Origin of the sequence: Streptomyces boninensis (assembly GCF_048572725.1) — a bacterium.
Taxonomy (GTDB): domain Bacteria; phylum Actinomycetota; class Actinomycetes; order Streptomycetales; family Streptomycetaceae; genus Streptomyces; species Streptomyces boninensis.
The window spans coordinates 782,276-806,582 of sequence record NZ_CP183837.1 but is presented as its reverse complement, the minus strand read 5'-3'; the positions used below and the strand labels follow the sequence as shown (position 1 = coordinate 806,582).

At 71.9% G+C, this 24,307-nt stretch carries 24 protein-coding genes; 13 read left to right on the top strand and 11 right to left on the bottom strand.

The window, feature by feature from the left end; translation table 11 throughout:
• Positions 1-64: 64 nt before the first annotated feature.
• The 5 genes from ACNNMR_RS03625 (at position 65) to ACNNMR_RS03605 (ending at position 4,183) form a co-directional block, all read left to right on the top strand.
• Positions 65-715: a histidine phosphatase family protein gene (locus tag ACNNMR_RS03625; protein ID WP_419993034.1), complete on the top strand. Its 651-nt coding sequence runs from the start codon at positions 65-67 to the stop codon at positions 713-715.
• Positions 716-742: 27 nt separating this feature from the next.
• A complete protein-coding gene (locus ACNNMR_RS03620) occupies positions 743-1,711 on the top strand; it encodes an NADPH:quinone oxidoreductase family protein (RefSeq protein ID WP_419993033.1) in 969 nt (322 codons plus the stop codon).
• Positions 1,712-1,773: 62 nt separating this feature from the next.
• Positions 1,774-2,622 (top strand): aminoglycoside 3-N-acetyltransferase, encoded by an 849-nt coding sequence (gene aac(3), locus ACNNMR_RS03615; RefSeq protein WP_419993032.1) that lies wholly within the window; start codon positions 1,774-1,776, stop codon positions 2,620-2,622.
• A 32-nt stretch (positions 2,623-2,654) separates the two neighbouring features.
• The gene (locus ACNNMR_RS03610) at positions 2,655-3,578 is read left to right on the top strand and encodes an aminoglycoside phosphotransferase family protein (RefSeq protein ID WP_419993031.1); all 924 of its coding nucleotides are present in this window, start codon (positions 2,655-2,657) and stop codon (positions 3,576-3,578) included.
• 143 nt (positions 3,579-3,721) lie between these two features.
• The gene (locus tag ACNNMR_RS03605; protein WP_419993030.1) at positions 3,722-4,183 is read left to right on the top strand and encodes a peptidoglycan-binding domain-containing protein; all 462 of its coding nucleotides are present in this window, start codon (positions 3,722-3,724) and stop codon (positions 4,181-4,183) included.
• Here the strand turns inward: ACNNMR_RS03605 and ACNNMR_RS03600 are convergent.
• Positions 4,170-4,769 (bottom strand): TetR/AcrR family transcriptional regulator, encoded by a 600-nt coding sequence (locus tag ACNNMR_RS03600; protein ID WP_419993029.1) that lies wholly within the window; start codon positions 4,767-4,769, stop codon positions 4,170-4,172. The genes ACNNMR_RS03605 and ACNNMR_RS03600 overlap by 14 nt on opposite strands.
• A gap of 41 nt (positions 4,770-4,810) precedes the next feature.
• Between ACNNMR_RS03600 and ACNNMR_RS03595 the strand changes: the two genes are divergently transcribed.
• From ACNNMR_RS03595 to ACNNMR_RS03585, 3 genes are read left to right on the top strand one after another with little or no spacing between them, the layout of a single operon-like run.
• Positions 4,811-6,061 (top strand): acyl-CoA dehydrogenase family protein, encoded by a 1,251-nt coding sequence (locus tag ACNNMR_RS03595; RefSeq protein ID WP_419993028.1) that lies wholly within the window; start codon positions 4,811-4,813, stop codon positions 6,059-6,061.
• Positions 6,061-6,870 carry an SDR family oxidoreductase gene (locus ACNNMR_RS03590; protein ID WP_419993027.1) on the top strand — a complete coding sequence of 270 codons (810 nt, stop codon included), beginning with the start codon at positions 6,061-6,063 and terminating at the stop codon, positions 6,868-6,870. Before ACNNMR_RS03595 ends, ACNNMR_RS03590 begins: the two co-directional genes overlap by 1 nt.
• Positions 6,871-6,875: 5 nt before the next feature.
• The gene (locus ACNNMR_RS03585) at positions 6,876-7,946 is read left to right on the top strand and encodes a phosphotransferase family protein (protein WP_419993026.1); all 1,071 of its coding nucleotides are present in this window, start codon (positions 6,876-6,878) and stop codon (positions 7,944-7,946) included.
• On the opposite strand, the gene ACNNMR_RS03580 is transcribed toward ACNNMR_RS03585, so the two are convergent.
• Positions 7,943-8,944: an acyl-CoA dehydrogenase family protein gene (locus ACNNMR_RS03580; protein WP_419993025.1), complete on the bottom strand. Its 1,002-nt coding sequence runs from the start codon at positions 8,942-8,944 to the stop codon at positions 7,943-7,945. The two genes, ACNNMR_RS03585 and ACNNMR_RS03580, sit on opposite strands and share 4 nt — an antisense overlap.
• Positions 8,945-9,144: 200 nt before the next feature.
• On the opposite strand from ACNNMR_RS03580, the gene ACNNMR_RS03575 reads away from it, so the two are divergent.
• The gene (locus ACNNMR_RS03575; protein ID WP_419993024.1) at positions 9,145-10,548 is read left to right on the top strand and encodes an alpha-amylase; all 1,404 of its coding nucleotides are present in this window, start codon (positions 9,145-9,147) and stop codon (positions 10,546-10,548) included.
• Here the strand turns inward: ACNNMR_RS03575 and ACNNMR_RS03570 are convergent.
• From ACNNMR_RS03570 to ACNNMR_RS03550, 5 genes are all read right to left on the bottom strand, one after another.
• Positions 10,530-11,510 carry a nucleoside hydrolase gene (locus ACNNMR_RS03570; RefSeq protein WP_419993023.1) on the bottom strand — a complete coding sequence of 327 codons (981 nt, stop codon included), beginning with the start codon at positions 11,508-11,510 and terminating at the stop codon, positions 10,530-10,532. The two genes, ACNNMR_RS03575 and ACNNMR_RS03570, sit on opposite strands and share 19 nt — an antisense overlap.
• A 67-nt stretch (positions 11,511-11,577) precedes the next feature.
• The gene (locus ACNNMR_RS03565) at positions 11,578-12,528 is read right to left on the bottom strand and encodes a DUF3048 domain-containing protein (protein WP_419993022.1); all 951 of its coding nucleotides are present in this window, start codon (positions 12,526-12,528) and stop codon (positions 11,578-11,580) included.
• A 48-nt stretch (positions 12,529-12,576) separates the two neighbouring features.
• Positions 12,577-13,653 (bottom strand): calcium/proton exchanger, encoded by a 1,077-nt coding sequence (gene cax, locus ACNNMR_RS03560; protein ID WP_419993021.1) that lies wholly within the window; start codon positions 13,651-13,653, stop codon positions 12,577-12,579.
• Between the two features lie 445 nt (positions 13,654-14,098).
• Positions 14,099-14,941 carry a class I SAM-dependent methyltransferase gene (locus ACNNMR_RS03555; protein ID WP_419993020.1) on the bottom strand — a complete coding sequence of 281 codons (843 nt, stop codon included), beginning with the start codon at positions 14,939-14,941 and terminating at the stop codon, positions 14,099-14,101.
• A 14-nt stretch (positions 14,942-14,955) separates the two neighbouring features.
• Entirely contained in the window at positions 14,956-16,278 is a 1,323-nt protein-coding gene (locus ACNNMR_RS03550) for a cytochrome P450 (protein WP_419993019.1), read from the bottom strand.
• 122 nt (positions 16,279-16,400) lie between these two features.
• Between ACNNMR_RS03550 and ACNNMR_RS03545 the strand changes: the two genes are divergently transcribed.
• From ACNNMR_RS03545 to ACNNMR_RS03535, 3 genes are read left to right on the top strand one after another with little or no spacing between them, the layout of a single operon-like run.
• Positions 16,401-16,973, top strand: coding sequence for a dihydrofolate reductase family protein (locus ACNNMR_RS03545; RefSeq protein ID WP_419993018.1), 573 nt, complete (start codon positions 16,401-16,403; stop codon positions 16,971-16,973).
• An 8-nt stretch (positions 16,974-16,981) separates the two neighbouring features.
• Positions 16,982-17,872 (top strand): DUF4231 domain-containing protein, encoded by an 891-nt coding sequence (locus ACNNMR_RS03540; protein ID WP_419993017.1) that lies wholly within the window; start codon positions 16,982-16,984, stop codon positions 17,870-17,872.
• A gap of 35 nt (positions 17,873-17,907) precedes the next feature.
• Entirely contained in the window at positions 17,908-19,524 is a 1,617-nt protein-coding gene (locus tag ACNNMR_RS03535) for a PQQ-binding-like beta-propeller repeat protein (RefSeq protein WP_419993016.1), read from the top strand.
• A gap of 16 nt (positions 19,525-19,540) precedes the next feature.
• Here ACNNMR_RS03535 and ACNNMR_RS03530 read toward each other — a convergent pair whose 3' ends face one another.
• Positions 19,541-19,837: a thiamine-binding protein gene (locus tag ACNNMR_RS03530; RefSeq protein WP_419993015.1), complete on the bottom strand. Its 297-nt coding sequence runs from the start codon at positions 19,835-19,837 to the stop codon at positions 19,541-19,543.
• Between the two features lie 26 nt (positions 19,838-19,863).
• On the bottom strand, positions 19,864-21,474 hold the full coding sequence (locus tag ACNNMR_RS03525) for a serine/threonine-protein kinase (RefSeq protein ID WP_419993014.1): 1,611 nt from the start codon (positions 21,472-21,474) through the stop codon (positions 19,864-19,866).
• A 257-nt stretch (positions 21,475-21,731) separates the two neighbouring features.
• On the opposite strand from ACNNMR_RS03525, the gene ACNNMR_RS03520 reads away from it, so the two are divergent.
• On the top strand, positions 21,732-22,562 hold the full coding sequence (locus tag ACNNMR_RS03520; protein WP_419993013.1) for a glycoside hydrolase family 16 protein: 831 nt from the start codon (positions 21,732-21,734) through the stop codon (positions 22,560-22,562).
• A gap of 19 nt (positions 22,563-22,581) precedes the next feature.
• Here ACNNMR_RS03520 and ACNNMR_RS03515 read toward each other — a convergent pair whose 3' ends face one another.
• A complete protein-coding gene (locus ACNNMR_RS03515; RefSeq protein WP_419993012.1) occupies positions 22,582-23,460 on the bottom strand; it encodes an undecaprenyl-diphosphate phosphatase in 879 nt (292 codons plus the stop codon).
• Positions 23,461-23,516: 56 nt separating this feature from the next.
• A complete protein-coding gene (locus tag ACNNMR_RS03510) occupies positions 23,517-24,275 on the bottom strand; it encodes a TVP38/TMEM64 family protein (RefSeq protein ID WP_419993011.1) in 759 nt (252 codons plus the stop codon).
• Between the last annotated feature and the right edge of the window lie 32 nt (positions 24,276-24,307).

Sequence of the window (24,307 nt, the reverse complement as noted above, 5' to 3'; positions counted from 1 at the left end):
GTTGAGCGTTGCTCAGCAACGGGGCTAGATTGCGAGGCCGGGGGCGGGCGAAGGGAGTTGCTGGATGCCGGTCATCCACCTGGTGCGCCATGGGCAGGCATCGGCCGCGGGCGCGGACTACGACGTGCTCTCCGACCTGGGCCACCGCCAGGCCGCGGTGATCGGCGCGGAGCTCGCCAGGCGCGGGCCGCGCGATCCGGTGGTGGCCTTCGGCACGCTGCGGCGGCAGCGGGAGACGGCAGCCGTGCTGATGGCGGCCGCCGGACTCGCCGGTGAGGTGGCGCAGGACGCGCGCTGGAACGAGTACGACCACCTGGAGCTGCTGCGCCGCTATCCCGTACCGGAGGGCGAGGCCGCGGACGGGCCGCGGGGCGTGCAGGCGGCGGTCGACCGGGGGCTGCGGGCCTGGATGGACGATCCGGATACGGACGGGTGGAAGTCCTTCGCCGCCGGTGCGGCCGCCGCGCTCGACGAGCTGGCGGCCGGGCTCGGGTCCGGCCGGGACGCGGTGGTGGTCACCTCCGGCGGCGTGCTCGCCGCCGTGTGCGGGGCGCTCCTCGGCGCGCCCCCCGCCGGGATCGTCGCGCTCAACCGGGTCGCGGTGAACGGGGCGATCACCACGGTCACCGCAGGCCGCTCCGGCCTCTCGCTGCTCGCCTACAACGACCACGCGCACTTCATGGGTGAGCGGCGCTCGCTGCTCACTTATCGATAAGTCGGAAAGTCGGCAAGGAGACAGAACATGCGGGCAGTTCAGGTCGTACGGCTGGAAGGGCCGGACTCGGTCGTCGTCGGCGCGGTGCCGGACCCCGAGGCGACGCCGGACCAGGTGCTCATCGACGTACACGCGGCAGGCGTCACCTTCCCCGACGTGCTGCTGTCGCGCGGGGAGTATCAGCTCAAGCCCGAGCCGCCGTTCACCCCTGGCAGCGAGGTCGCGGGTGTCGTACGGTCCGCGCCGCCCGAGTCCGGGCTGCAGGCCGGGCAGCGGGTGGCGGCCTTCCCCGGCTTCGGGGGCTTCGGCGAGCAGGTGGCGGTCGACCCGGCGATGGTCTTCCCGGTCCCGGACCGGATGCCGTTCGAGGCGGCCGCCGGGCTGCCGATGAACTACCTCACCGTGCACTTCGGCCTCACCCGCCGCGGCCGCCTCCGCTCCGGCGAGACGGTCCTCGTCCACGGCGCCGCGGGCGGCGTCGGCACGGCCGCCGTGCAGCTCGCCGCCGTGCTCGGCGCGCGGGTGATCGCCGTGGTGTCCAGCGACGCGAAGGCGGAGACCGCGCGGAAGGCGGGCGCGCACGACACGGTCGCGGCGGACGGCTTCAAGGACGCGGTCAAGGAGCTCACCGGCGGCCGCGGCGTCGACCTCGTCGTCGACCCGGTCGGCGGCGACCGCTTCACCGACTCGCTGCGCAGCCTGGCCGTCGAGGGCCGGATGCTGGTTGTCGGCTTTACCGGCGGCGAGATCCCGACGGTGAAGGTGAACCGGCTGCTGCTCAACAACATCGACGTCGTCGGCGTCGGCTGGGGCGCGTACTGGATGCCGCGCCCGGCGTACCTCCAGGAGCAGTGGGAGGACCTGCTGCCGCTGCTGGAGGCGGGCCGCCTCGACCCGCTGCTCGGGTCCGTACATCCCCTGGACCAGGCCGCGGAAGCGCTGAAGGAGCTGGAGGAGCGGCGGGCTACGGGGAAGGTCGTCCTGAAGGTCCGCTGAAGGTCTGCTGGGCTGTCAAATGTCGTTGCCGCGGCGTCGGCGCCTCGGCGAGAGTGCTCGTCATGGACGAGATGGCGCTGCTCAAGCACTCCGAAGGACCCGTCACCCGCGGCCGGCTGGCCCGGGACCTGGCCGCGCTCGGGCTGGGTCCCGGCGACGCCGTCATGTTCCACACCAAGCTGTCCGCCCTCGGTTACGTGGCCGGCGGGCCGCCGACGCTCATCGGCGCACTGCAGGACGTGGTCGGGCCGTCGGGCACCCTCATGGTGACGTGCGGCTGGAACGATGCGCCGCCGTACGACTTCACCACCTGGCCGCAGGCCTGGCAGGACGCGGTACGGGCCGGGCATCCCGCGTACGACCCCGCCGTCAGCGAGTCCGACCACCACAACGGCCGCCTCCCGGAGGCGCTGCGCCGCTGGCCGGGGGCGGTCCGCAGCCGCCATCCCGACGTCAGCTTCGCCGCCCTGGGCGAGGCGGCCGGTGACTTGATGGCCGATCACCCCTGGGACGATCCGCACGGCCCCGGCAGCCCGCTGGCCCGGCTGGTGGCTGCGGGTGGCCGGGTGCTGCTGCTGGGCGCGCCGCTCGACACGATGACGCTGCTGCACCATGCGGAGGCGCTCGCGGATGCGCCCGGGAAGCGCTTTGTCGACTACGAGCAGCCGATCCTGGTGGACGGGCGGCGGGAGTGGCGGCGCTTCCATGACATCGACTCGGAGGAGGGGGCGTTCGATTACGGGGCCGTGGTCCACGATGGCGAGGAGGCCTTCGCGGTGATCGTCCGCGACATGCTCGCCGCGGGCATCGGCCGGCGGGGCAAGGTGGGTGCCGCCGACAGTCATCTCTTCGAGGCGGGGGACGCCGTCGACTTCGCCGTCCGCTGGATGGAGAGCAAGCTGCGCCGCTGACAAGCCGCCCTGTACAGGTAGCCTGGTTTTGCATGACCGACACCGAGATCGAGATCACCGCCGACCTGGTCCGCGAGCTGCTGCGGGAGCAGCATCCAGACCTTGCGGGGCTGGCCATCAGCGAGGTGCCGGGCGGCTGGGGCAACCAGATGTGGCGGCTCGGCGACGAACTGGCCGTGCGCATGCAGCGCATGGACCCCACCCCGGAGCTGCAGTTCAAGGAGCGGCGGTGGCTGCCCGAGCTGGCCCCGCGGCTGCCGCTGCCGATCCCGAACCCGGTGCGATCCGGCGAACCGTCCGAGCGCTTCCCCAAGCACTGGACCGTCATGACGTGGGTGCCGGGCGAGCCGCTCGACCACGGCTCGATCAGCCGCGGCGCGCATGCGGCGGACACGCTGGCGGGCTTCCTCCGGGCGCTCCATGTGGAGGCGCCCGCCGATGCGCCGGCCGCCCGGGACCGCGGTGCGCATCCCAGGGACTGCACGGATGGCTTTGAGCAATTCCTCCAGGCCGTCGACCTCGACGGCATCGCCGCGGACGTCCGGGCCGTGTGGGCCGACGCCGTCGCGGCGCCTGACTGGAAGGGCCCGGCGGTATGGGTGCACGGCGACCTCCACCCCGCGAACGTCGTCGTCTCGGACGGGACGCTCTCGGGCATCGTAGACTTCGGTGACCTCTTCGCCGGCGATCCGGCGTGGGACCTCGCTGCGGCGTGGGTGCTGCTGCCCGCTGGGGCGGGCAGCAGGTTCTTCGAGCGGTATGAGCATGCCGACGAGGCTGCAATCCGGCGCGCCCGCGGACTGGCGGCTCTGAAGAGCCTCTTCCTGGTGCTCATGGGCCAGAACGGCGACCGCGGCCTCCCCGGCGGCAAGCCGCACTGGGGCCCGGCAGGCCGGGCGGCACTCGATCGCGTACTCGCTCATGAATACGGTCCAACCCGCGACGTACCGCGGTAGGTGCGGCAATTCCGCCCAGTACCGCCAGAGTTGAGGCCGCGGCCCACCACACGGTGGACGTCTCAGGCCCTCGACCGCATTAAGTTGCTGATCGCATCACGGGGGGATAACCCCTGTCACTCCGACAGGAAAGAGAAAAAACGATGCGATCTGCCTCAAAGAGAGCGCTCGTCGGCGCGACCGCGTTGCTCGGGATCACCGCCGGGAGCCTCGCGGGCGCGAGCGCCGGCCTCGCGACCTCAGCGCCCGCCGCCAGGCCCGCGGCCAGCGCGGCGGCCGGGGATGTCTCCGTACGCGCGGTGAACAACCTCGGCCTCGACTACTCCCACGCCCGCCGCTGGCAGTGCTACCTGCGCGACACCGGCTACAAGCCCGGCACGCTCGACGGCCAGTTGGGCACGAACAGCTGGCGGGCGGCGCAGCAGAAGTTCAACGACCTGGGGCTCAGGGCCGGCGCCGAGGACGGCATCGTCGGCACCAACACGATCAAGGCGCTGCAGCGTTACCTGAACAAGTTCGGCGCCGGCCTGGCCGTCGACGGCATCGCCGGGCCGCAGACCAAGTTCGCGTTCTGGCGCTACACCGGCGGTCTCAGGTACTGCTGAGCAGCGGCGGCAATTCCCGGTCCGCCGTCGCGAGCAGCGCCGTCAGCGAGCCCATCAGCAGCTCGATCAGCTCCTCGCGCGGGATCGGCCGGTCGCGGGCCCACTCCAGCGCCATGTCCTCGACCAGGCTGAACCAGCCGCGGACCAGCAGCCGCACCCGCGGCGTGTCCGACCGCGCGCCCAGCGCGTCGTGGACGCGGCCGGTGAAGGCGGCGCGGGTGGCCTCGTGCACCTGCACGACGTAGTCCGCGCCGCCCGCCGTGCCGCGCATCAGGGCGAGGTACGGCTCGCGGCGGCGCTCCAGGAAGGCGACGAAGGCGTCGAGGGACTGGTGGAGCTGGTCCAGGGGCGCGGCCGCCGGGTCCGGGGCGGTCTGCCTGAGCAGGCGGCGGGCGGCGGCCTCGAGCACGGCGACGTAAAAGTCCTTCTTCGTCGGGAAGTAGTGGAAGAGCAGGCCCCGGGAGATCCCCGCCTCCGTCGCGACTTCGTCCAGGGACAGCTCGTGGATGGGGCGTTCCACCAGCTTCTGCAGGCCGATGCCGATGAGCTGGCGGCGGCGGTCGTCGGCGGAGAGGCGTGGCGTCATGTATCTCACCTTACTGAGCAGTGCTCAACACGCTACGCTTCTTGAGCATTGCTCAACAGCCGGAGGAGATCATGGACTTCACCCCGTCGGAGCGAGCCCAGGACTACACGGAGCGCGTCCGCGCCTTCATGGCCGATGAGATCGCGCCGGTCGAGGAGGGCTATCTGCGCGAGCTGCTCGGGCTCCCGGAGGCCGAGCGCTGGCAGGTGCTGCCCGTCATCGACGAGCTGAAGGCCAAGGCGCGGGCGGCCGGCCTGTGGAATCTCTTTCTCCCCGACGACAAGGAGGGCGCGGGCCTGACGGTCAGCGAGTACGCGCCCATAGCCGAGCTCACGGGCCGCTCCTTCATCGCCGCCGAGGCCTTCAACTGCAGCGCCCCGGACAGCGGCAACATGGAGGTCCTCCACCACCACGGCTCACCCGAGCAGAAGGACCGCTGGCTGCGCCCGCTGCTCGACGGCCGGATACGGTCCGCCTTCTGCATGACCGAGCCGGACACCGCCTCGTCGGATCCGGGAAACCTCGTCGCCACCGCCGCCCTCGAAGGCGACGAGGTGGTCCTGGACGGCCGCAAGTGGTTCGCCACCGGCATCGGCCACCCGCGCTGCGAGGTCCTCCTCTTCCTCGGCCTCACCGACCCGACCGCCGACCGGTACGAGCGGCACTCCATCGTCGCCGTCCCGAAGGACACCCCCGGCGTCAAAGTCGAGCGCATGCTCCCGGTGATGGGCCGCTACGACGAGCCCGGCGGGCACGGCGAGGTGTCCTTCGACGACGTGCGGCTGCCCGCGAGCGCCATCGTCGGCGGTCCAGGACAGGGTTTCGCGATCGGCCAGGGCCGCCTCGGCCCCGGCCGCATCCACCACTGCATGCGGCTGATCGGCGTCGCCGAGATGGCCCTCGAAGCCGCCTGCCGCCGCGCCGCCGAACGCACCGCCTTCCGCAAGCCGCTCGCCAACCTCGGCGGCAACCGCGAGCGCATCGCCACGGCCCGTATCGCCATCGAGCAGTGCCGCCTCCTCGTCCTCTACACGGCCTGGCTCCTCGACACCCAGGGGCAGCTCGCCGCCCTCTCGTACATCTCGCAGATCAAGGCCGCCGTGCCGCTGATGACGCAGGAGGTCGTCGACATGGCGATACAACTCCACGGCGGCGCCGGGCTCTCCGACGACCATCCGCTCTCCGCGGCCTGGACGATGGCGCGGGCGCTGCGGCTGGCGGACGGGCCCGATGAGGTGCACCGTGGCGTGGTCGCGCGGATGGAGCTCATGAAGTACGGGATGGAGCGCTGATGGCTCGGCAGCGGGTGCTGATCACCGGGGCCGCGTCGGGCCTCGGGCGGGCGATGGCGGCGCGGTTCGCGGCCGCGGGCGCGCGGGTCGTGCTCGCCGACATCGACACGGCCGCCGGGCAGGCCGCCGCGGGCGAGCTGGCGGGCGCGGAATTCCTGCACCTGGACGTACGGGACGAGGCCGCCTGGCACGCCGCCCGCGACCGGGTCGAGTCGGAATGGGGCGGGCTCGACGTCCTCGTCAACAACGCGGGCGTCTCCGCCGCCGGCCGCATCGAGGCCGTCTCCGCGGCCGACTGGGAATGGATCACCGAGATCAACCTGCTCTCGGTCGTACGCGGCTGCCGCACCTTCGTCCCCCTCCTCAAGGAGCAGGGCAGCGGCCACATCGTCAACGTCGCCTCGATGGCCGGGCTGATCAACCCGCCCTTCATGGGCTCGTACAACGTCACCAAGGCCGGCGTCGTGGCGCTGAGTGAGACGCTGCGCTTCGAGCTCGCGCCCTGGAGCGTCGGCGTCACCGCCGTCTGCCCCGGCTTCGTGCCGACGAACCTCGCCCGCAGCTTCCGCTCGCCCGACCCGGCGCTCGCGGAGGTCTCGGCGAAGCTGATCCGCAACGGCAAGGTCAGCCCCGAACAGCTCGCCGAGCAGGTCTACGGCGCGGTGCGGAAGCGGAAGTTCCTGCTGCTGGTGCACCGCGAGGACCGGCTGGCCTGGTGGGCCAAGCGCTACCTCGGGCCGGTGTACCGCGGCCAGGTAGCCAAGGCCGCGCGCCGGCTGCGGGCCAGGATCGAGAGGGCGGAGCGGTGAGCGGCGTGGACGAGCCGGGAGCGGTGCGGGACGAGTACGCCTTCGACGTGGCGGCCGTGCACGACTGGCTCGGCGACCGGGCGCCCGGCGAAGGGCCGCCGCAGGTACGGCAGTTCTCCGGCGGCGCCTCGAACCTCACCTACCTGCTGACCTATCCCGGCGGCGGCGAGCTGATCCTGCGCCGCCCGCCGTCCGGCACGAAGGCCCGCTCGGCGCACGACATGCGGCGCGAGCACCACATCCAGTCGCGGCTGGCGCCCGTCTTCCCGTACGTGCCGCGGATGGTGGGGCTGTGCGCGCACGAGGCGGTGATCGGGAGCGAGTTCTACGTCATGGAGCGGCTGCCGGGCGTCATCCTGCGGCGCCGCCTCCCGCCCGGCACTGCCCTCGGCCCCGGCGCGGCGGCGGGCCTGTGCCGTAACGCACTCGACCGGCTCGTGGACTTGCACGGGGTGGACCCGGAGGCGGCAGGTCTGGCGGAGATCGGCAAGGGTGACGGCTACGTACGCCGCCAGGTGGCCGGCTGGTCCGACCGCTACCGCAAGGCCCGCACCCGCAACGTCCCGTCCTTCCGCCGCACCATGGCCTGGCTGGACGCCAACCAGCCGCCCGACGCCGGCGCCCGCCTCATCCACAACGACTACCGCCTCGACAACATCGTCCTCGACCCCGACGTGCCCTGGGACCGCCGGGAAGCCGTCCGCGGCATCCTCGACTGGGAGATGGCCACCATCGGCGACCCGCTGATGGACCTCGGCGGGGCGCTCGCGTACTGGGTGGAGGCGGGCGACGGGCCGGTGGCCGCGCGTCTGCGGACCCAGCCGACGCACCTGCCGGGGATGCTGACGCGGCGCGAGGCGGTGGCGTACTACTGCGAGCGCACCGGGCTGCCGCCCGGCAACTGGCCCTTCTACGAGGCCTTCGGCCTCTTCCGGCTCGCGGTGATCATCCAGCAGATCTACTACCGCTACTACCACCGGCAGACCCGCGACCCGCGCTTCAAGAGCTACTGGATCGCCGTCCACTGGCTGCACCACCGGGCGCGGCGGGTCATCCGCAACAGCGACAGGGCCTAGCGCCAGCGGGCGAGCAGCTTGTCCTTGATCGCGGTGCGGGTGGCGAAGACCTGCAGGAAACCGGCCTCGCGCAACAGCCGTTGGCCCGGCTGTCCGCGCAGCACGGAGGCGGCTCCGCGGGCCACCACCACCGCGGCGGCGCGGCGGAGGGCGAGCGCGGCGGCGTCGGCGCGCGCGGCCGGCATCGACGCCGGGTCGGCCGAGTCGAGTGCGTGGCGGGAGGCGTCCAGTTCGGCGTCGGGACCGTCCTTGTTCTCATCGAGCAGCGTGCCGCAGCGCCCCGCCAGACCCAGCGCGAGAGAGCCATTGGTACGCAGCCCCTCCGCGTCCCGCGCCGGCCACTCGGCGTACGGAAGGGTGCCGGTGACCCGCTCCTCGGGCACGTACAACCCATCGAAGCGCAGCTGCACGGTGCTCGCGGCATCGACCGCGCTGAGCGGCAGCGGCTGGGCGGAGAGCTCGTCCGAGGGAGTCGCGTCGAGCAGCATCCACACGATCCGGTCGTCCGCGTCCCGTGCCGCCACGTACAAAGTGTCGACAAGTCCCCACCCCGTAACGAACGGCGAGGCCCCGGTCAGCCGATAGCCGCCCGGCACCGCCTCCGCCCGCAGCCGTGGCTCCCCCGGAAGCTGCCCCACGAGCGCGAGGCCGGCCCTGCGCCGCCCCGCCGCGAGTGGCTCCAGCCAGGTCTCGCGGATGCCCGGCCGCTCCGAGGCGGCCGCCGCGCGCACCGCCCCATGGTGCTGCAGCCACACGAAGGCGGTGGCGAGACACCCGCTCGCGACCACCTCCACCAGCCGCGCGAAGCCCGCCAGGTCGAGCGCGTCCGGCCCCCCGGCCTCGGGCGGCGCCGCGATCCCGTAAAGCCCGGCCTCGGCCAGCGGCTCGAAGTGGCCCGGCGGAAAGGCCCCGTCCGCGTCGATGCGATCGGCGGCGGGCCACAGCACGTCGTCGGCGAGCGCCCTGGCGCGCTTGCGGAGGTCGTCGCCAGCGGTCACGTGGGGGTCCTTCCGTACGGGAGGCGAGGGCCGGTCTTGATCGTACAACTATCTCCTTGCAGAAAGATTTTGCAGAAACCCTGATGGGTTCGTGTGCAGACTGTTGACCCGTAGACGCCGCACTCCTACCTTCCTCCTTGCGATCGCACTCCGAAGCTTGTGCAAGAACTTGCAGACCCCCACCTGTAAAGGAGTGACCTGTGCGCCAGCTCAACCGACGGATCACGCTGCCCCTCGCGGCCACCTCTGTCGCCGTCACCGCCGGACTCATCTCGCCGACCGCCTCCGCGGCCCCCGACCCGGGCAAGGACGTCATCGCCAACCTGTGGTCGTGGAACTGGAAGTCGGTCGGCAGCGAATGCTCCGACGTCCTCGGCCCGTCCGGCTACGCCGCCGTGTGGGTGGCCCCGCCCGCCGAGTCGCTGTCCCACCCGAAGCACCACTGGTGGGACATCTACCAGCCGTACAGCTACCAGCTCAGCGGCCGCTTCGGCAGCGAGGCCGACTTCGCCGCCATGGCCAAGGCCTGCAATGCCGCGGGTGTGAAGGTCTACACGGACGCCGTCATCAACCACACCGGCGCCCAGACCGGCACCGGCTACGCGGGCACCAAGGTCACCGACAAGTACCAGCCCGCGATGTACCAGAAGTCCGACTACAACGTCGACGCCTGCGACCGCACCATCACCAACTGGGACGACAAATGGGAGGTCCAGCACTGCGAGCTGCTGGAACTCCCCGACCTCAAGACCTCCTCCGCGGCCGTCCGCGAGAAGATCACCGGCTATCTCAACTCCCAGATCAAGCTGGGCGTCTCCGGCTTCCGCGTCGACGCCGCGAAGCACATCCCCGCCGATGAGCTGAAGGCCGTCGTCGACGGCCTCGACGCCACCGCCGACGGCAGCAAGCCGTACGTATTCCACGAGGTCTACCCGGGCAAGACCCCCACCCCCGACGAGTACTACGGCAGCGGCGACGTCCTCGACTTCTCGTATGCCGACCAGCTCAAGGCCGCCTTCCAGGGCGACATCGCGAGCCTGAAGGACTTCGGCAACAACGGGCTGCTGCCCGGCGAGAACGCGGTCTCCTTCGTCACCAACCACGACACCGAGCGCAATGGCCGCCACCTCACCTACAAGGACGGCGACACGGCCGTCCTCGCCAACGTCTTCCAGCTCGGCTGGAAGCGCGCCACCCCGGCCGTCTACGCCGGCTTCACCTTCTCCGACCCCGAGGCCTCACCGCCCGCGGACGCCGACGGCATGGTCACCGACACGAAGTGCGGCGACGGCTGGTACTGCCTCGACCGCGACCCGCGCGTCACCGGCATGGTCGGCTGGCGGGCGGCCGTCGGCGACGAGGACGTGACGGACTTCCAGTCGCCGCAGGGCAACGTGATCGGCTTCGGCCGCGGCGCGAAGGGCTTCGTGGCGATCAACAACTCGGGCTCCGCGGTGACGGCCGAGTTCAGCACGGCCGTGGCCGACGGCACGTACGCCAACGCGCTGGACGGCGGCGAGACGAAGGTGACCGTCTCGGGCGGCAAGGCGAAGCTGGACCTGCCCGCGAAGGGCGCGGTCGCCTTTCACCCCGAGGCGGGCTGACCGGCGCCGAAGGCGGTCCGCAGAAACACCCGGTAGACCTGTCCCGACGCCCGCAGCGCCACCGTGGCGTTCGGCGGCTCCTGGCGCCCCGGCCGGGTGTCGACGATGAGCTCGCCGAGCGTCCGGGCGCCCGCCGTCTCGACGGAGGCATGCGCCCGCACTGTCTCGATGAAGAGATCGGGCCGTACGAGACAGGCCACCGTCATCGGATCGTGCACCGGTGACGCGACCTCGCCGCCGCCCTGCTCATCGGGGGCGGCGGCGACGTCGTGCGCCAGGCGGTGGCGGATCAGCCGCGCGGCGCCCCGGGCGGCGGGCGTGCCGATGCGGTCCAGCTCGTCACAGTCGGTGCCGGAGAGCGGCGCGCTGTGGGTGGCGTCGAGCGTGACGATGACGACCTCGCGGATGCCGGCGCTGAGGACCGACTCGGCCGCCTCCGGGTCCACCCAGAAGTTGAACTCGGCCGACGCCGTGACATTGCCGTTCCCGTGCGCCCCACCCATGATCACCAGCCTCGGGATGCGCGCGGCGAGACGCGGCTCGGCCGCCAGGGCGAGGGCGACGTTGGTGAGCGGGCCGGTGGCCACGAGCGCCACGTCGGCGTTGGCGTCGTCCATGTAGGCGTCGATGAGGAAGGAGACGGCGGTCTGCTCCTCCGCGCGCGACACCGCCGCCGGGAAGTCGAGGTGCTTCGGGTGCAGTTCGCCGACCCGGTTGATCACGGCGCGCGGGACGGGGAAGTCGGGCCGTACGAACGGCCGGGTGGCGCCCGCGTACACGGGGATCCGGGCGCCCGCGTGGTCGAGGACGCGGAGGGTGTTCTCGGTGGTGTTCTCCACCGCCACATTGCCGTTGACCGTGGTGATGGCGAGCGGGTCGAGCTCCGGGTGCGAAAGGGCCGCGAAGATCGCCACGGCGTCGTCGGAACCCGTATCGCAGTCGTGGATGTACCGGACGGCCACGGTGCCTGCCTCCCTGTCTGGCGCGGTCTCGCGCGCGGATGCGCGGTCCACCCATCCAACCCGACCGTCACCGCGGCGCCAGCACCACCCACACCGGACCGGGCGCGAAGCGCAGCCTCGCGCCGCCCTTCGTCTTGTACGTGGTCCCGCGCCCGTCCGACGGCCGCGACCACCTCGCGTCGTACGCTCGCCCGCCGCGCAGCACCACGGCCGTGCCGGCGCCGGTGGTCTCGCTGTACGGGGTGACGTTGCCGCCGCGGTCGTGGAAGCGCGACTGCCGCACCTTCACCTTCTGGATCACGACGGTCGCCGCGGTGACCCGGCCGTCGTCGGTGGTACGGGCCGGCGCGCCGTCCATCGACACCAGCCAGCGGCCGTCCGCCTTGGACCAGGTGAACGCGTAACCGGCCGCGGGGAAGCGGACCCGCTCCTCGGCCACCGCCCGCCCGCCCTTCTTCGGCGCCCCGCCGAAGCGGAAGCCGATGTCCCGGGCGTCGCCGGCTCCTTCGGCGGCGTCGAGGGCGCGCTTGGGGCGGAGGAAGAGATTGTGCGGGGCCGGGCGGTTGCCGCCGCGGTAGTACGCCTTCGAGGAGGCCTTCACCTCCGCCAGCGGCGCCGAGTGGATCAGCGGGAGCAGCTTGCTCTGCGCGCCGGAGTAGGCGAGCGCCGGGCGGCCGAACTGCCGCAGCAGCTCCAGGTCGGACTCGCGGGCGCTGCGCACGGGCCCGACGACGTCGGGGAGCCGGGACGAGTAGACCGCGAGGAGCCGGGTCAGCCCGGCCTCGACCTGCTCGACGTACACGATGTCGGCGGAGCCGAGCCCGGAGTGCGGGCGGGCGGCGCGTACGTTGTCCACCTTCACCGCCAGCACCGGGCCGTTGCCCCCGTCCTGGCCGGTGAACCACGAGGTGCCCGGCGCCTTCCCGGAGTCCATGGTGTCCAGCGAGCAGCCGCCGAGCAGCCCGGCGAGCAGCACACCGGCCGCGGCGAGCAGTTGTATACGACGTATCCCCGACATGGCCTCACCCTTCCCGCGCTGCCGCGCGGCAACCGGGTCAGCCGCGCGCTACCCCCACCAGAAGGCGGTCGCGATCATCACGTACAACGCCACCAGGGTCGCGCCCTCGAGCCAGTCGGAGGCGCCGTCCAGCACCACCAGGACCGTGATGAACACGGCGATCAGCAGCACGGCCAGCAGCAGCGGCGGCAGCACCAGCGTGAACGACGCGCCGACCAGCGGGGAGAGCAGCACCAGCGCGGGGGCGACCATCATCGCGACCTGCACGGGGCTCTGCAGGATCACGGACATGGCGACGTCGGGCTTGTTGCGGTAGGCGAGCTGGACGCCGACGACGTTTTCGACGGCGTTGCCGGCGATGGCCACGATGACGAGACCGGCGAAGGCCTCCGAGATGCCGAGCGAGTCCATGGCGGGGGTGAGCGCGTCGACGAACCAGTCCGATACGAAGGCGGCCGCCACACCCGCGAAGACGAGCATCCCCACGGCGACTTTCATCGGCCACCGCGGCCCTTCCTCTTCCTCGTCCCCGCTCTCCTTCACCCGGTCGGCCTCGCCCTCCGGGCGGCGCAGGGCGGCCGGCAGGGAGGCGGCGAAGAGCAGCAGGAGCAGGATGGACACGGCGATCGACAGGGCGCGTTCGTGGCCCGCCGCCGCGGTGTGCAGCTGCGCGGTGAGCGCCGGTACGGTCAGCGCGGCCACCGACAGCACCAGCATCTGGCAGATCCGCCGGACCGAGGCCTGTTCGAAGCGCTGGGTGCCGTTCTTGGCGCCGCCGAAGATGAAGGCGAGGCCCAGGATCAGCAGCACGTTGGCGAGGATGGAGCCGACGATGGTGGCGGTGGCCACCTCGTACAGCTTGCTCTTCAGCGCGAAGAGCACCACGAAGAGCTCCGGCAGATTCCCCAGCGCACTCTGCAGCACACCGGTCGCCCCCGCCCCGAGCCGGTCCCCGAGCGCCTCCACGCTCCGCCCCACCAGCGCGGCCAGCAGCGCCAGCGCGACGGCGCTCACGGCGAAGGGGGCGACATTGCCGCCGAGCCCGGCGTAGTAGGCGACGGCGGCGGCCGCCATCGCCAGGAGGGCCGCGACGAGCAGCCGCGTGTCGGAGCGGGTGAGGTGCATGGTCGCGATGATGCGATGCGCTGTCCGTCGATCGTCGGCAGCGCGGATCCTCGGCGTGCCAGGTCGCTCATCCGACAGGTAGGCGCGGCGGCGGCCTCAGTTCACTTCTCGGCGATGACCGTCAGCCCGGCGATGATCTCCTCCACGTCCGCCCGCATCCGCTCCGCCCCGGCCCGGTCGGCGGGATAGGTCCACAGGTCGACGGTGACTCCGGCATCCGCGACGTACCAGACGTGCCGTCGTCGAGGCCCATGCTGGAGCGCAGCTGCTCGGGCCCGCCGTGCTCGGCCGTTTCGAGCAGGTAATGGACGGGGAGCGGCGCGGTGAACGGGTCAGAATCGTAGATCAGAGCGCCCGAGCCCTGCTGCACCAGCGGGCCGCACGTCGGTCCAGGCAGGGGGCACCTGCTCGGGGGTGAAGCTCACGAGATACACAGCCGGGGACGCTACCGGTCCTTGCGCCAGACGTGGACCTCGGCCCCCGGCTGCCGTACGGAGAACCGGCCTGTCGGGGAGGCCTCGCGCAGCAGGCCGCGCAGATCCGCCTCGAAGTCCGGAAGGCGGTCGCCGAAGAGGTGGGGAGCGGAGAAGGACATCGAGAAGACCGAGGCCACGACGTCGTCCACGTCCCGGACCAGGGCCTGACCGCCGGGTACGACGAGGTGCTCAGGGCCCGCGAACCCGGCCGCCGCGAAGACCGCCGCCTCGCCTCCCGGCGTGCCCTGCGGCAGCGTCCCGCGCCCGGCCCGGCGGACGGGGCCCAGCCGGCTCCGTACGAGATGGTCGATCGCGGGCTGCGGCACCGACGGGTGGGGCAGGCCTTCGGTGTCGTCGTCGGTCCCGCCCTTCTGGTCGGAGACGTGCAGCAGCACGCCGCCGGGGCGCAGCATGTCCCGTACGGTCGCGGCCACGCGCTCCTGGTCCATCCAGTGGAAGGACTGCGCGAAGACGGCGGCATCGAACTCGCCGAGCCCCGCCGGGAGTTCCTCGGCGCGCAGTCGCACCCAGGCGGTCCGCTCAGGCGCCCCCGTCGCGGCCGCCCGCCGCCCGGCCTCCGCGATCATCCCGCGGTCCGGATCCACGCCGACGACCTCCTCGAAGAGGTGCGCCAGCGTCAGCGCCACGATGCCGGGTCCGCAGCCGACGTCGATCAGCCGCCCGCGGCGGTCGGGCCGCAGCGCGCCCGCGATCGCCTCCGCCAGCCCGGGCGCGTACGGCAGCCGCCCGCGCTCGTAGTACGCGGCCGTACCGGCGAAGAGGGTCTCGTCCCACTCCCACCCTTCGATCACGCCGACTTTCCCTCCTATCCGCCGACCACCACCGGCAGCCGCTCGAATCCGCGCAGCACCCGCGTCCGCCGCCGCTGCGGCACCCCGGACACCCGCAGTCCGGGAAAACGCTCGTAGAGCATACGCAGCGCCACCCGTGCCTCCAGGCGCGCCAGGCCCGCGCCGAGGCAGTAATGCACGCCGGAGGAGAAGGCGATGTGGTCGGCGGCGTTGGGGCGGGTGACGTCGAAGGTGTGCGGGTCGTCGAAGACCGCGGGGTCGCGGTTCGCGGCGGCGAGCAGCAGTATCAGCCCCTGCCCCGCGCCCAGGCGGACGCCTTCGATCGTGGTGTCCTCGTACGCGACGCGCATGGTGAGCTGGACGGGGGAGTCGTAGCGCAGCACCTCGTCGACGGCGCCGGCCCACAGGTCGGGGTCGGCCTTGAGCTTGTTCAGCTGCGGTGGGTGGCGGTCGAGGAGGGCCACCGCGTTGCTGATCAGGCTGACCGTGGTCTCGAAGCCGGCGGCGAGCACCAGGAGCCCCACGGAGCGGAGTTCGACCTCTGTGAGCGCGTCGTCGCCCTCCAGCGCCGCGAGCCGGCTGAGCAGGTCGTCGCCGGGTCTGGCGCGCAGCTCGCGCACATGGGCGGTGAACCAGTCGGCGAGCGCCGCCACCGCCCGCTCGGCCTCGCGGTACTGCCCCCAGCTCAGCCCCGGATCCAGCAGCAGCGCCGCCGAGTCGCCCCAGCGCAGCAGGTCCTGCCGGTCCTCGGGGCGGACGCCCAGCAGGTCGCCGATCACCGCGACCGGCAGCTGCGAGGCGTACCTGGCGACGAGGTCGAAGCCGCCCACGGACGCCAGCGCGTCGAGGAGCTGCGCCGCGGTCGCGGTGATCCGGTCCTCCAGCACCGCCACGTGCCGCGGAGTGAAGGCCTTCGAGACCAGCTTGCGGTAGCGGGTGTGCTGCGGCGGGTCCACGGCGAGCATCGACGGCGGGTCCACCGGGCCGCGGGTCCGGTCCCGGGTGACCCGGTCCAGCAACCGGCGCAGCGGCGGCGGCAGTTCGCCGTGGCCGCCGCCGACGCCGAAGCACTCGCTGCGCAACACACTATTCGCGGCGGCGTGCCCCGGCACGGCTCCGAGCGCGCCGGTGAGGACCACGGGCCCGCGCCGCCGGAGCCGGTCGGCTATCGCCGTCGCGTCGTGCCGCCCCGGATCCATCAGCAGCGGCGCGACCGGATCCCCGCGCAGCGAGGCGTGCCGCAGCGCCACCCGCGGCAGCCCCTGCGAGAGCCCCCAGCGCGCGACCGAGGCCCCCAGGTCCCGTACCGCATTCCGCCGTCCCTGCCCCGAACTCATCGGCTCCCCTTCCGTCGCTCCGGACGCTGCCTTCCACCATCGCAGCTCCGGCGGCGATGAGTTTCTGTACGGGCGGCAGTCAGTCATGCATAGTCGGGTCACCGAGCAACCGAGGAGAGACCATGCGCACCCTGATCAGCACCGCTTTCGTTTCGCTCGACGGCGTCGTCGAGGCCCCGGGCGGCGAGCCCGGCTACCGGAACTCGGGCTGGACCTTCAAGGGCGTCGAGTTCCTGCCGGAGGCCTTCGAGATCAAGGGCCGGGAGCAGGAGGAGACCTCCGCCCTGCTGCTTGGCCGTAACAGCTACGAAGCGTTCAGCCCTGTCTGGCCGAAGATGGAGGAGTTCGCCAGCCTCGTCGACAAGCCGAAGTACGTCGTCTCCACCACGCTCAAGGAGGAGGACCTCGTCGACAACTGGGGCCCGATCACCATCCTGCGCTCGCTCGACGAGGTGGCCGAGCTGAAGAAGACCGAGGGCGGCAACATCGTCATGCACGGCAGCGCGACCCTGAACCACAACCTCTCGGACGCGGGCCTCATCGACCGCTACCACCTGCTGGTCTTCCCGCTCCTCCTCGGCGCGGGCAAGCGCCTCTTCAGCCAGACGGACAAGGACACCCAGCACCTGAAGCTGGTGGAGGCGGAGTCGTACGCGAACGGCCTGCAGAAGAACGTCTTTGACGTGATCCGCTGACGCCGCCCGTGACCCACTTCGCCCAAGACACGGCGATACGCGAAACCTGGGCCGAGCAAGCCGTCTGGTCGCAGGCCGCGAACCGGCTCAAGGTCGCTGTCGAGCGCGCTCGGATCATCGCGCTCGTGCTCGGGATCGCCGCCGCCGCACTGGGCACCGCGGCATCCCAGACGATGGACGGGCACCCGGGCCTCGGCCGCGGACTGGCCGCACTCGCCGCCGTCGCGGCGGCGAGTGCCCCCGTGCTCGCACAGCGCGGCGGGCCGGCGCGGCTCAGCGACTGGACGCGGCTGCGCGCCGTCTCGGAGGCCTTCAAGGCCGAGGCGTACACCTATCTCGCGGGCGTCGGCGCCTACCGGGGCGGGGGCGACCCCGCCGCCGTGCTGCGCGAGCGCTGTCACCGGTTTCGTACGGGCAGCGCCGACCTCGCCGCGCACACCACCGGCATCCCTCCCGAGAACCGGCCGCTGCCGCCCGTCACGGACGGCCCTTCGTACGTGGAGCATCGGCTGCTGCCTCAGCTGAATGGCTACTACCGCCCCAGAGCCGAGCTCATGCGCCGCCGCGTGCGGATCGTCGAGCGCGTCGAATTCCTCATCGGCGGGGTGGGTGCGGCGCTGGCCGCGGTCGCCGGTGTGTACGGGGTCGAGGCGCTCGCGGCGTGGGTCGCGGTGGTGGCGTCCGTGGCCGTGGCGGTTGCGGCGCATGCGACGGCGCAGCGTTACGCGTATCAGCAGCTGGAGTTCACGCGCACCGCGCAGGAACTGGCGTACCTGCTGGACAAGTGGGAGTCCGCCGTCGACCCGGAACCCGAGTTCACCGACGCCTTCGTGGCCGAGTGCGAGAGCGTGATCTCGGTGCAGAACGAGGCGTGGATGATCCGCTGGACGCTGTCCTAGCACGATCCCGGGCGTGAAACGGGTATAAATCCCATATGGGTGCACGAGCGACATCTGTCGTACTGGCCGGGCTCACGGCCCTCATCGCCGCGGCTTGCTCGACGGCCGCCTCCCAAGAGGAGCAGGACTGGCCGAGCTGGCACCACGACCTCTCCGGCAGTCGCCACAACCCGGGGGAGGAGCGGCTCACCCAGGACACCGTCGGCAAGCTCAAGCTGCAGTGGGCCTTCGGGTACGACAAGGACGCCGGGCCGCCGCTCAGCCAGCCGGCCGTCGTCGGCGACACGGTCTACTTCGGCTCACCCGAGGGCAAGGTGCACGCCCGGGACGCGAAGACCGGCGCCGCGCGCTGGGAGTTCGCGCTGCGGTCGGTGGAGAAGGGGATGCCGGACAGCGTCGTTGATCACTACGGGGCCCGCTTCAACCCCGTCGTGGTCAGCAGCGGCATCGCCGTGGCCACGGGGCGGGTGTACTTCGGGGGCGGGCAGGCGCGGCTGTTCGCGCTGGACCAGAAGACCGGGAAGCGGCTGTGGCAGCGGCGGCTGGACACCTCCCGTACGGCAACGCTGACCAGCACGCCGGTCGCGTACGGCGGGCGGGTCTACGTCGGGGTGTCCAGCGGTGAGAACACGCTCGGCAAGAAGCACCCCTGCTGCCGCTTCCGCGGGCACGTCGACGCGCTCGACGCGGCCACCGGGAAGCTGGTCTGGCGGCACTACACGACCCCCGAGCCGCGGCGGGACGGCAGCTGGCCGAACGGGAAGGACAAGTTCGCGCCCTCCGGCGCCGGGGTGTGGGGGACCCCGGCCATCGACGGCGGCACCCGCACCCTCTACGTCGGCACCGGGCAGAACTACACGGGCAGCGCGGGCGAGTACGACTCCGTGCTCGCTCTCGACATCGACACCGGCAAGCCGCGCTGGACCCGCCGGATGACCGACGTCGACACCTGGCGCTCCGAATGCAGCGCGACGACCGCGGCGGACCGGGCCTACTGCCCCAACGCGAAGTCGGGCACCGCCCTCGACTTCGACCTCGGCGCCGCGCCCAACCTGTTCAGCGCGGGCGGTCGCAAGCTGATGGCCATCGGCCAGAAGTCCGGCGTCTTCCACGTGCTCGACGCGAAGAGCGGAAAGATCGTGTGGCAGCGGCAGCTGTCCGAGCCGCCCAAGGGCTTTCCGCTCGCGGGCATCCAATGGGGGAGCAGCTATGACGGCAAGCGGCTGTACGCCGCCACGTACATGGCAGGTCCCGGCACCCTCTTCGCGCTCGACCCGGCCACCGGTCATGTGCACTGGAAGCGCCCGGCACCGGCCGACGGCTGCAAGACGGGCGGCGCGGCCGCGTACCCGAAGATCTGCGTCCCCGGCTTCACGCCCGCCGTCACCACGACACCCGGGCTGGTCTGGGAAGGTGCGATCGACGGGAAGATGCGCGCCTATGCCGCCGACAGCGGCAAGCCGCTGTGGACGTACGACACGATGCGGCCCCTCCGCACCGTGAACGGGCTGCCCGCGCGCGGCGGCGCCCTCGCCGGGCGGGGTGGGGCGGTGGTCGCCGGCGGGCAGGTGTACGTCCAGGCCGGCTATCCGTTCAGCCCGTATCCCAACCCGGGGCGGGGCTCCGCCCTCCTGGTCTTCGGGCTTGAGTAGCCGTATTGCGCGCCGGTCAGCGCAGCTGGTCCTCCACCCGCTGCACCTTCGCCTCGAGCTGTCCCGTATAGCCGGGCCGGATGTCCGCCTTCAGCACCAGCGACACCCGCGCCGCGCCCTCCCCGGCCGCTTCGACCGCGCGCTTGACGACGTCCATCACCTCATCCCACTCGCCCTCGACGTTGGTGAACATCGCGTTGGTGGAGTTCGGCAGCCCGGAATCCCGTACGACCTGCACCGCCCGGGCCACGGCCTCACTGACGCCGCCGTCGGGGTCTTCACCGGACGGGCTGACGCTGAATGCTACGAGCATGGGGCTCACCCTATCGATCTCGCCGGCTAGCGCTGCTGGGCGGGGAAGCGGAAGCCGTTGCGGGCGTGGTCGAAGACCGGCTTGTAGCGGGCCCAGTCCGCGCTGGGGGCCGAGAGGTAGAGCGCGTACTCCCGTTCGCCGGGCCGGCCGAAGCCGAGGTCGCTGGCGCGCCACTCGCGCGCCTTGCCCTGCCAGGTGAACTCCCAGATGGCCGCGGGCCGCCCCCGGTACGCCGTCTTCTGCATCCGCAGCTGCCGGTAGCCGGGGAGCTTGCCCTCCTCGACGGCCTTGGTCTCGTTGTCCTTCCAGTGCTGGAGGTGGTCGGCGGTGCCCATGTCGAGAGCGGATACGCGCAGGCTGACCATCCCGGTCGGATCGATGTACGCGGCCCCGAGGTCGCCGTCCAGCTGCTGGCGGGTCCAGTTAGCGGGGACGGGGAGGGCGACGCCGAAGGCCTTCTCCTTGACCAGCCGGTAGCCCTTGGGGACGGGAGACGGCTTGGGTGCGGGGGAGGACTTGTCTTTCGATGAGTTAGACGTCTGCGGCGGTTTCGGCCCTGCCTGCTGGCCGTCATCCGATCCGCGCAGGGCCAGGAAGGCGCCGGTCGTCGCCGCTATCAGGACGATGGCGACGGCGGCGACGAAGGCGGTCCGCCGCGGGCGCCGCGCGGGGCCGGATCGGGGGCTGCTCGCCTCATCCGGCGCCGGGAGCGGCGTCGTTGCCGCCGTGCCCGTACGACCGGTGGCGGGCCCGGCTTCGGGTACGGGCGTCCGGCCCCCGAAGTCGAGATGCGCCGTCTCCGCCCCGGCCTCCGGCTCCCGCAGCCACTGCTCCACCGCCTCCGCCGACGGCCGGTCCGCCGGCTCCTTCGCCAGCAGCTGGTCTATCAGCGGAGCCAGCACCCCGGCCCCGCGCGGCGGATCCTGCGGCTCGGCAGCGATCGCGTACGCCGTCTCGATCGCCGTGGCCCGGCGGAACGGCGGCCGCCCCTCCACCGCCTGGTACAGGGTGGCGCCCAGCGCCCACAGATCCGAAGCCGCGCCCGGCGTACGGCCCTTGACCCGCTCAGGAGCGCAGAAGTCGACCGATCCCACCAACTCGCCGGTGCGGGTGAGCGTGGAGGTGTTGGACGAGACGGCGATGCCGAAGTCGGTAAGCACCACCCTTCCGTCGTCGCCAAGGAGCACATTGCCGGGCTTCACGTCACGGTGCAGGACTCCGGCAGCGTGTGCGGCGCGCAGCGCGGCGATCATGCCGCGGCCGATCCTGGCCGCCTCGCCCGCGCTCAGCGGGCCCTCCTCCTTGAGTACGTCGCCGAGGGTCCGGGACGGCACGTACTCCATGACGATGCAGGGCAGGCCGTCGTCGTCCACGACGTCATGCACCACGACCACATTCGGGTGCGTGATACGTGCCGCGCTGCGCGCCTCGCGCCGGGTGCGCTCGAAGAGCGTGGCGCGCTCGTCGTCGCCCAGGTGCGGGGACAGATGCAGCTTCTTGAACGCGACGTGCCGGCCGAGCAGTTCGTCCTCGGCCCGCCAGACGGTGCCCATGCCGCCGCGGCCGATCTGCTCATGCAACCGGTAGCGGCCGGCTATCAGCCGCCCGGCCTCGTCGGCCTGCACCCCGTGCCACACCCCGTGCTCCTCACTTCGATGAAGTTGGTGGTCCCGCCATTGAGAGAGCGCTCAGGCCGACATGGTTCCATCACCGGTCCAGGCCGGTGACACCGGCCGTCACTCAGGGGTGAGTTGGCCGCTTCAAGCCTCGAAGGCAGGGAAGCCGCGTCCGGGCTATTGACTGCACATCGTCAACAGAGTTCACTCACCCTCGCATCAAAAGGTACGGACCAAGCTCAACTCCCGACCCCCCACGCGCAGATCGAGGTGAGCTCATGTTCTTCCGGCGAAAGCTGCTGGCCGCCACGGCGCTGAGCGCCGCGCTGGCCTGGCTCCCGGCCGCCGCGGGCGCGGCGCCGACCATACCCAATGCCGCAACCTTCGAAGACAACTTCGACGGCCCGGCCGGCTCGGCCGTAGACGGCGGCAAATGGCAGATCGAGACCGGCGACAACGTCAACAACCACGAGCGGCAGTACTACACGCCGGGCAACGCCAACGCCGCCCTCGACGGCAACGGCAACCTGGTCATCACGGCCAAGCGCGAGAACCCCGGCGACTATCAGTGCTGGTACGGCCGCTGCGAATACACCTCGGCCCGGCTGAACACATCGGGAAAGTTCACCACGACGTACGGACACGTCGAAGCCCGCATGAAGATCCCCCGCGGCCAGGGCATGTGGCCCGCGTTCTGGATGCTCGGTGACGACATCGGCCAGGCCGGCTGGCCCGCCTGCGGCGAGATCGACGTCATGGAGAACGTCGGCTTCGAGCCCGGCACCGTACACGGCACCATCCACGGCCCCGACTACTCCGGCTCGGGCGGCATCGGCGCCGGCTACTCACTCCCCGGCGGCCAGGCCTTCGCCGACGACTTCCACACCTTCGCCGTCGACTGGTCGCCCGACTCGATCACCTGGTCCGTCGACGGCACCGTCTACCAGCGCCGCACCTCGGCCGACCTCGGCGGCAAGAAGTGGGTCTTCGACAAGCCGTTCTTCGTCATCCTGAACCTGGCCGTGGGCGGCTACTGGCCGGGCGACCCGGACGGCAGCACGCAGTTCCCGCAGCAGCTTGTCGTCGACTACGTGCGGGTGACCACGTAAGGCCGCTGGTGCAGGGCCGCTAGTGCACGGCCTCGCCCGCGTGCGGCTCCAGGGCGCCGAACCAGATGAGGGCGAAGATGAGGAGGCCGAGGAGTACGCGGTAGATCACGAACGGCAGGAAGCTGTGGGTCGTGATGAATCGCATCAGCCACGCGATCACCGCGTACCCCACGAAGAACGCGATCACCGTCGCGAGGATGATCGTGCCCCACTGCACATTGGGCTGCTCCGCCACGTCCTTCAGCTCGAAGAGGCCGGACGCCAGCACCGCCGGGATCGCCAGCAGGAAGGAGTAGCGGGCCGCCGCCTCGCGGTTGTAGCCGAGGAAGAGGCCGCCGGTGATCGTGGCGCCGGAGCGCGAGACGCCCGGGACCAGGGCCATCGCCTGGGCGGCACCGAAGAGGAGGCCGTCGCGGGTGTTGAGGTCCTGCAGCGTCTTGCGCTGGGTCTGGGCGCGGTGGCGGCCGCCGGTGCCGTCGTCGCGGGAGGCGCGCCAGTCGGCGAAGCCGAGCAGCAGGCCCATGACGATCAGCGTCGTCGCGGTCAGCCGCAGATCGCGGAAGGGTCCCTCGATCGAGTCCTTGAAGGCGAGGCCGAGTACCCCGATCGGGATCGAGCCGATGATCACCAGCCAGCCCATCTTGGCGTCGTGGTCGCCGCGCATGGACTTGTTGACCAGCGAGCGGCACCAGGCCGAGACGATCCGGACGATGTCCTTGCGGAAGTAGATGATCACCGCGATCTCGGTGCCGATCTGAGTGATCGCGGTGAAGGCGGCGCCGGGGTCCTGCCAGCCGGCGAAGGCGGCGGTCAGGCGCAGGTGGGCGCTGGAGGAGATCGGGAGGAATTCCGTCAGCCCCTGGACGAGACCGAGGATGACTGATTCGAACCAGGTCATAGGAGGGGCTGCACAGTCCTTACGAAATGAAGCGTCGCCGGGGGCCGGAAGAGATCCTATGGGCCCGGGGTGAGGGCGCCGACCGCAGGGTCGGCCACGGGCACGGCCACCCGGGCCGCGGCCGAGCGCCGGCGCCGCCGCCAGGCCACGCCCGCCCCCGCCCCCGCGCTGATCACGATGAAGGCGAGCGCGGCGAAGAAGCCGGGGGAGAGGGGGTCGGAGGCGCTGGACCCCGCGACCACATACGCCGCCGTGTTCGGCACGCAGCCGACCGCCGTGGCCGCCAGGAACGGCGTCCACCCCATCCGGGACACGGCCGCGCAATAGTTGGCCGCGGCGAACGGCACCCCGGGGAACACCCGCAGCGCCAGCATCGACCGGAAGCCGTGCCGGCTCAGATGCCGGTCGGCCGCCGCGAGCCACCGCGCCCGCTGCACCGGACCCCGCAGCGCCGCCTGCCCCAGCACCCGCCCGAGCCCAAAGGAAATCCCGGCCCCGATCACCGTGCCCGCGACCGCCGCGGCGAGACCGCCCTGCAGTCCGAAGAGCGCACCGGACGCGAGATTCAGCAGCGGCCGCGGCACGAGAGCCGCCGTGCACAGTCCGTACGCGAGACCGAAGAACGCCACCGCCGGCGCGCCGGTGACGGCGAGCAGCCGGCCATTGGAGATCAGCTCCTGCGGCTGGAAGACGGCCACGGCGACCGCGGCCGCCACGAGCAGCGCGACAAGCAGCCCCAGGCGGGACCACGGGTGGGTCACGGCCCGGAGGCAGGCTGCGGGGAGGCCGTCGGAAGCGGCGACGGGTCGGTCCATCGCTGGAGCTTAACCGACGATACGGGCGGAGC

What these genes read in the sequence shown, in the direction of transcription:
- ACNNMR_RS03625 (WP_419993034.1), top strand. Translation starts at nt 65, where the DNA reads ATGCCGGTCATCCACCTGGTGCGCCATGGGCAGGCATCGGCCGCGGGC.
- ACNNMR_RS03620 (WP_419993033.1), top strand. Translation starts at nt 743, where the DNA reads ATGCGGGCAGTTCAGGTCGTACGGCTGGAAGGGCCGGACTCGGTCGTC.
- ACNNMR_RS03610 (WP_419993031.1), top strand. Translation starts at nt 2,655, where the DNA reads ATGACCGACACCGAGATCGAGATCACCGCCGACCTGGTCCGCGAGCTG.
- ACNNMR_RS03605 (WP_419993030.1), top strand. Translation starts at nt 3,722, where the DNA reads ATGCGATCTGCCTCAAAGAGAGCGCTCGTCGGCGCGACCGCGTTGCTC.
- ACNNMR_RS03600 (WP_419993029.1), bottom strand. Translation starts at nt 4,769, where the DNA reads ATGACGCCACGCCTCTCCGCCGACGACCGCCGCCGCCAGCTCATCGGC.
- ACNNMR_RS03590 (WP_419993027.1), top strand. Translation starts at nt 6,061, where the DNA reads ATGGCTCGGCAGCGGGTGCTGATCACCGGGGCCGCGTCGGGCCTCGGG.
- ACNNMR_RS03565 (WP_419993022.1), bottom strand. Translation starts at nt 12,528, where the DNA reads ATGTCGGGGATACGTCGTATACAACTGCTCGCCGCGGCCGGTGTGCTG.
- cax (WP_419993021.1), bottom strand. Translation starts at nt 13,653, where the DNA reads ATGCACCTCACCCGCTCCGACACGCGGCTGCTCGTCGCGGCCCTCCTG.
- ACNNMR_RS03550 (WP_419993019.1), bottom strand. Translation starts at nt 16,278, where the DNA reads ATGAGTTCGGGGCAGGGACGGCGGAATGCGGTACGGGACCTGGGGGCC.
- ACNNMR_RS03545 (WP_419993018.1), top strand. Translation starts at nt 16,401, where the DNA reads ATGCGCACCCTGATCAGCACCGCTTTCGTTTCGCTCGACGGCGTCGTC.
- ACNNMR_RS03535 (WP_419993016.1), top strand. Translation starts at nt 17,908, where the DNA reads ATGGGTGCACGAGCGACATCTGTCGTACTGGCCGGGCTCACGGCCCTC.
- ACNNMR_RS03530 (WP_419993015.1), bottom strand. Translation starts at nt 19,837, where the DNA reads ATGCTCGTAGCATTCAGCGTCAGCCCGTCCGGTGAAGACCCCGACGGC.
- ACNNMR_RS03520 (WP_419993013.1), top strand. Translation starts at nt 21,732, where the DNA reads ATGTTCTTCCGGCGAAAGCTGCTGGCCGCCACGGCGCTGAGCGCCGCG.
- ACNNMR_RS03515 (WP_419993012.1), bottom strand. Translation starts at nt 23,460, where the DNA reads ATGACCTGGTTCGAATCAGTCATCCTCGGTCTCGTCCAGGGGCTGACG.
- ACNNMR_RS03510 (WP_419993011.1), bottom strand. Translation starts at nt 24,275, where the DNA reads ATGGACCGACCCGTCGCCGCTTCCGACGGCCTCCCCGCAGCCTGCCTC.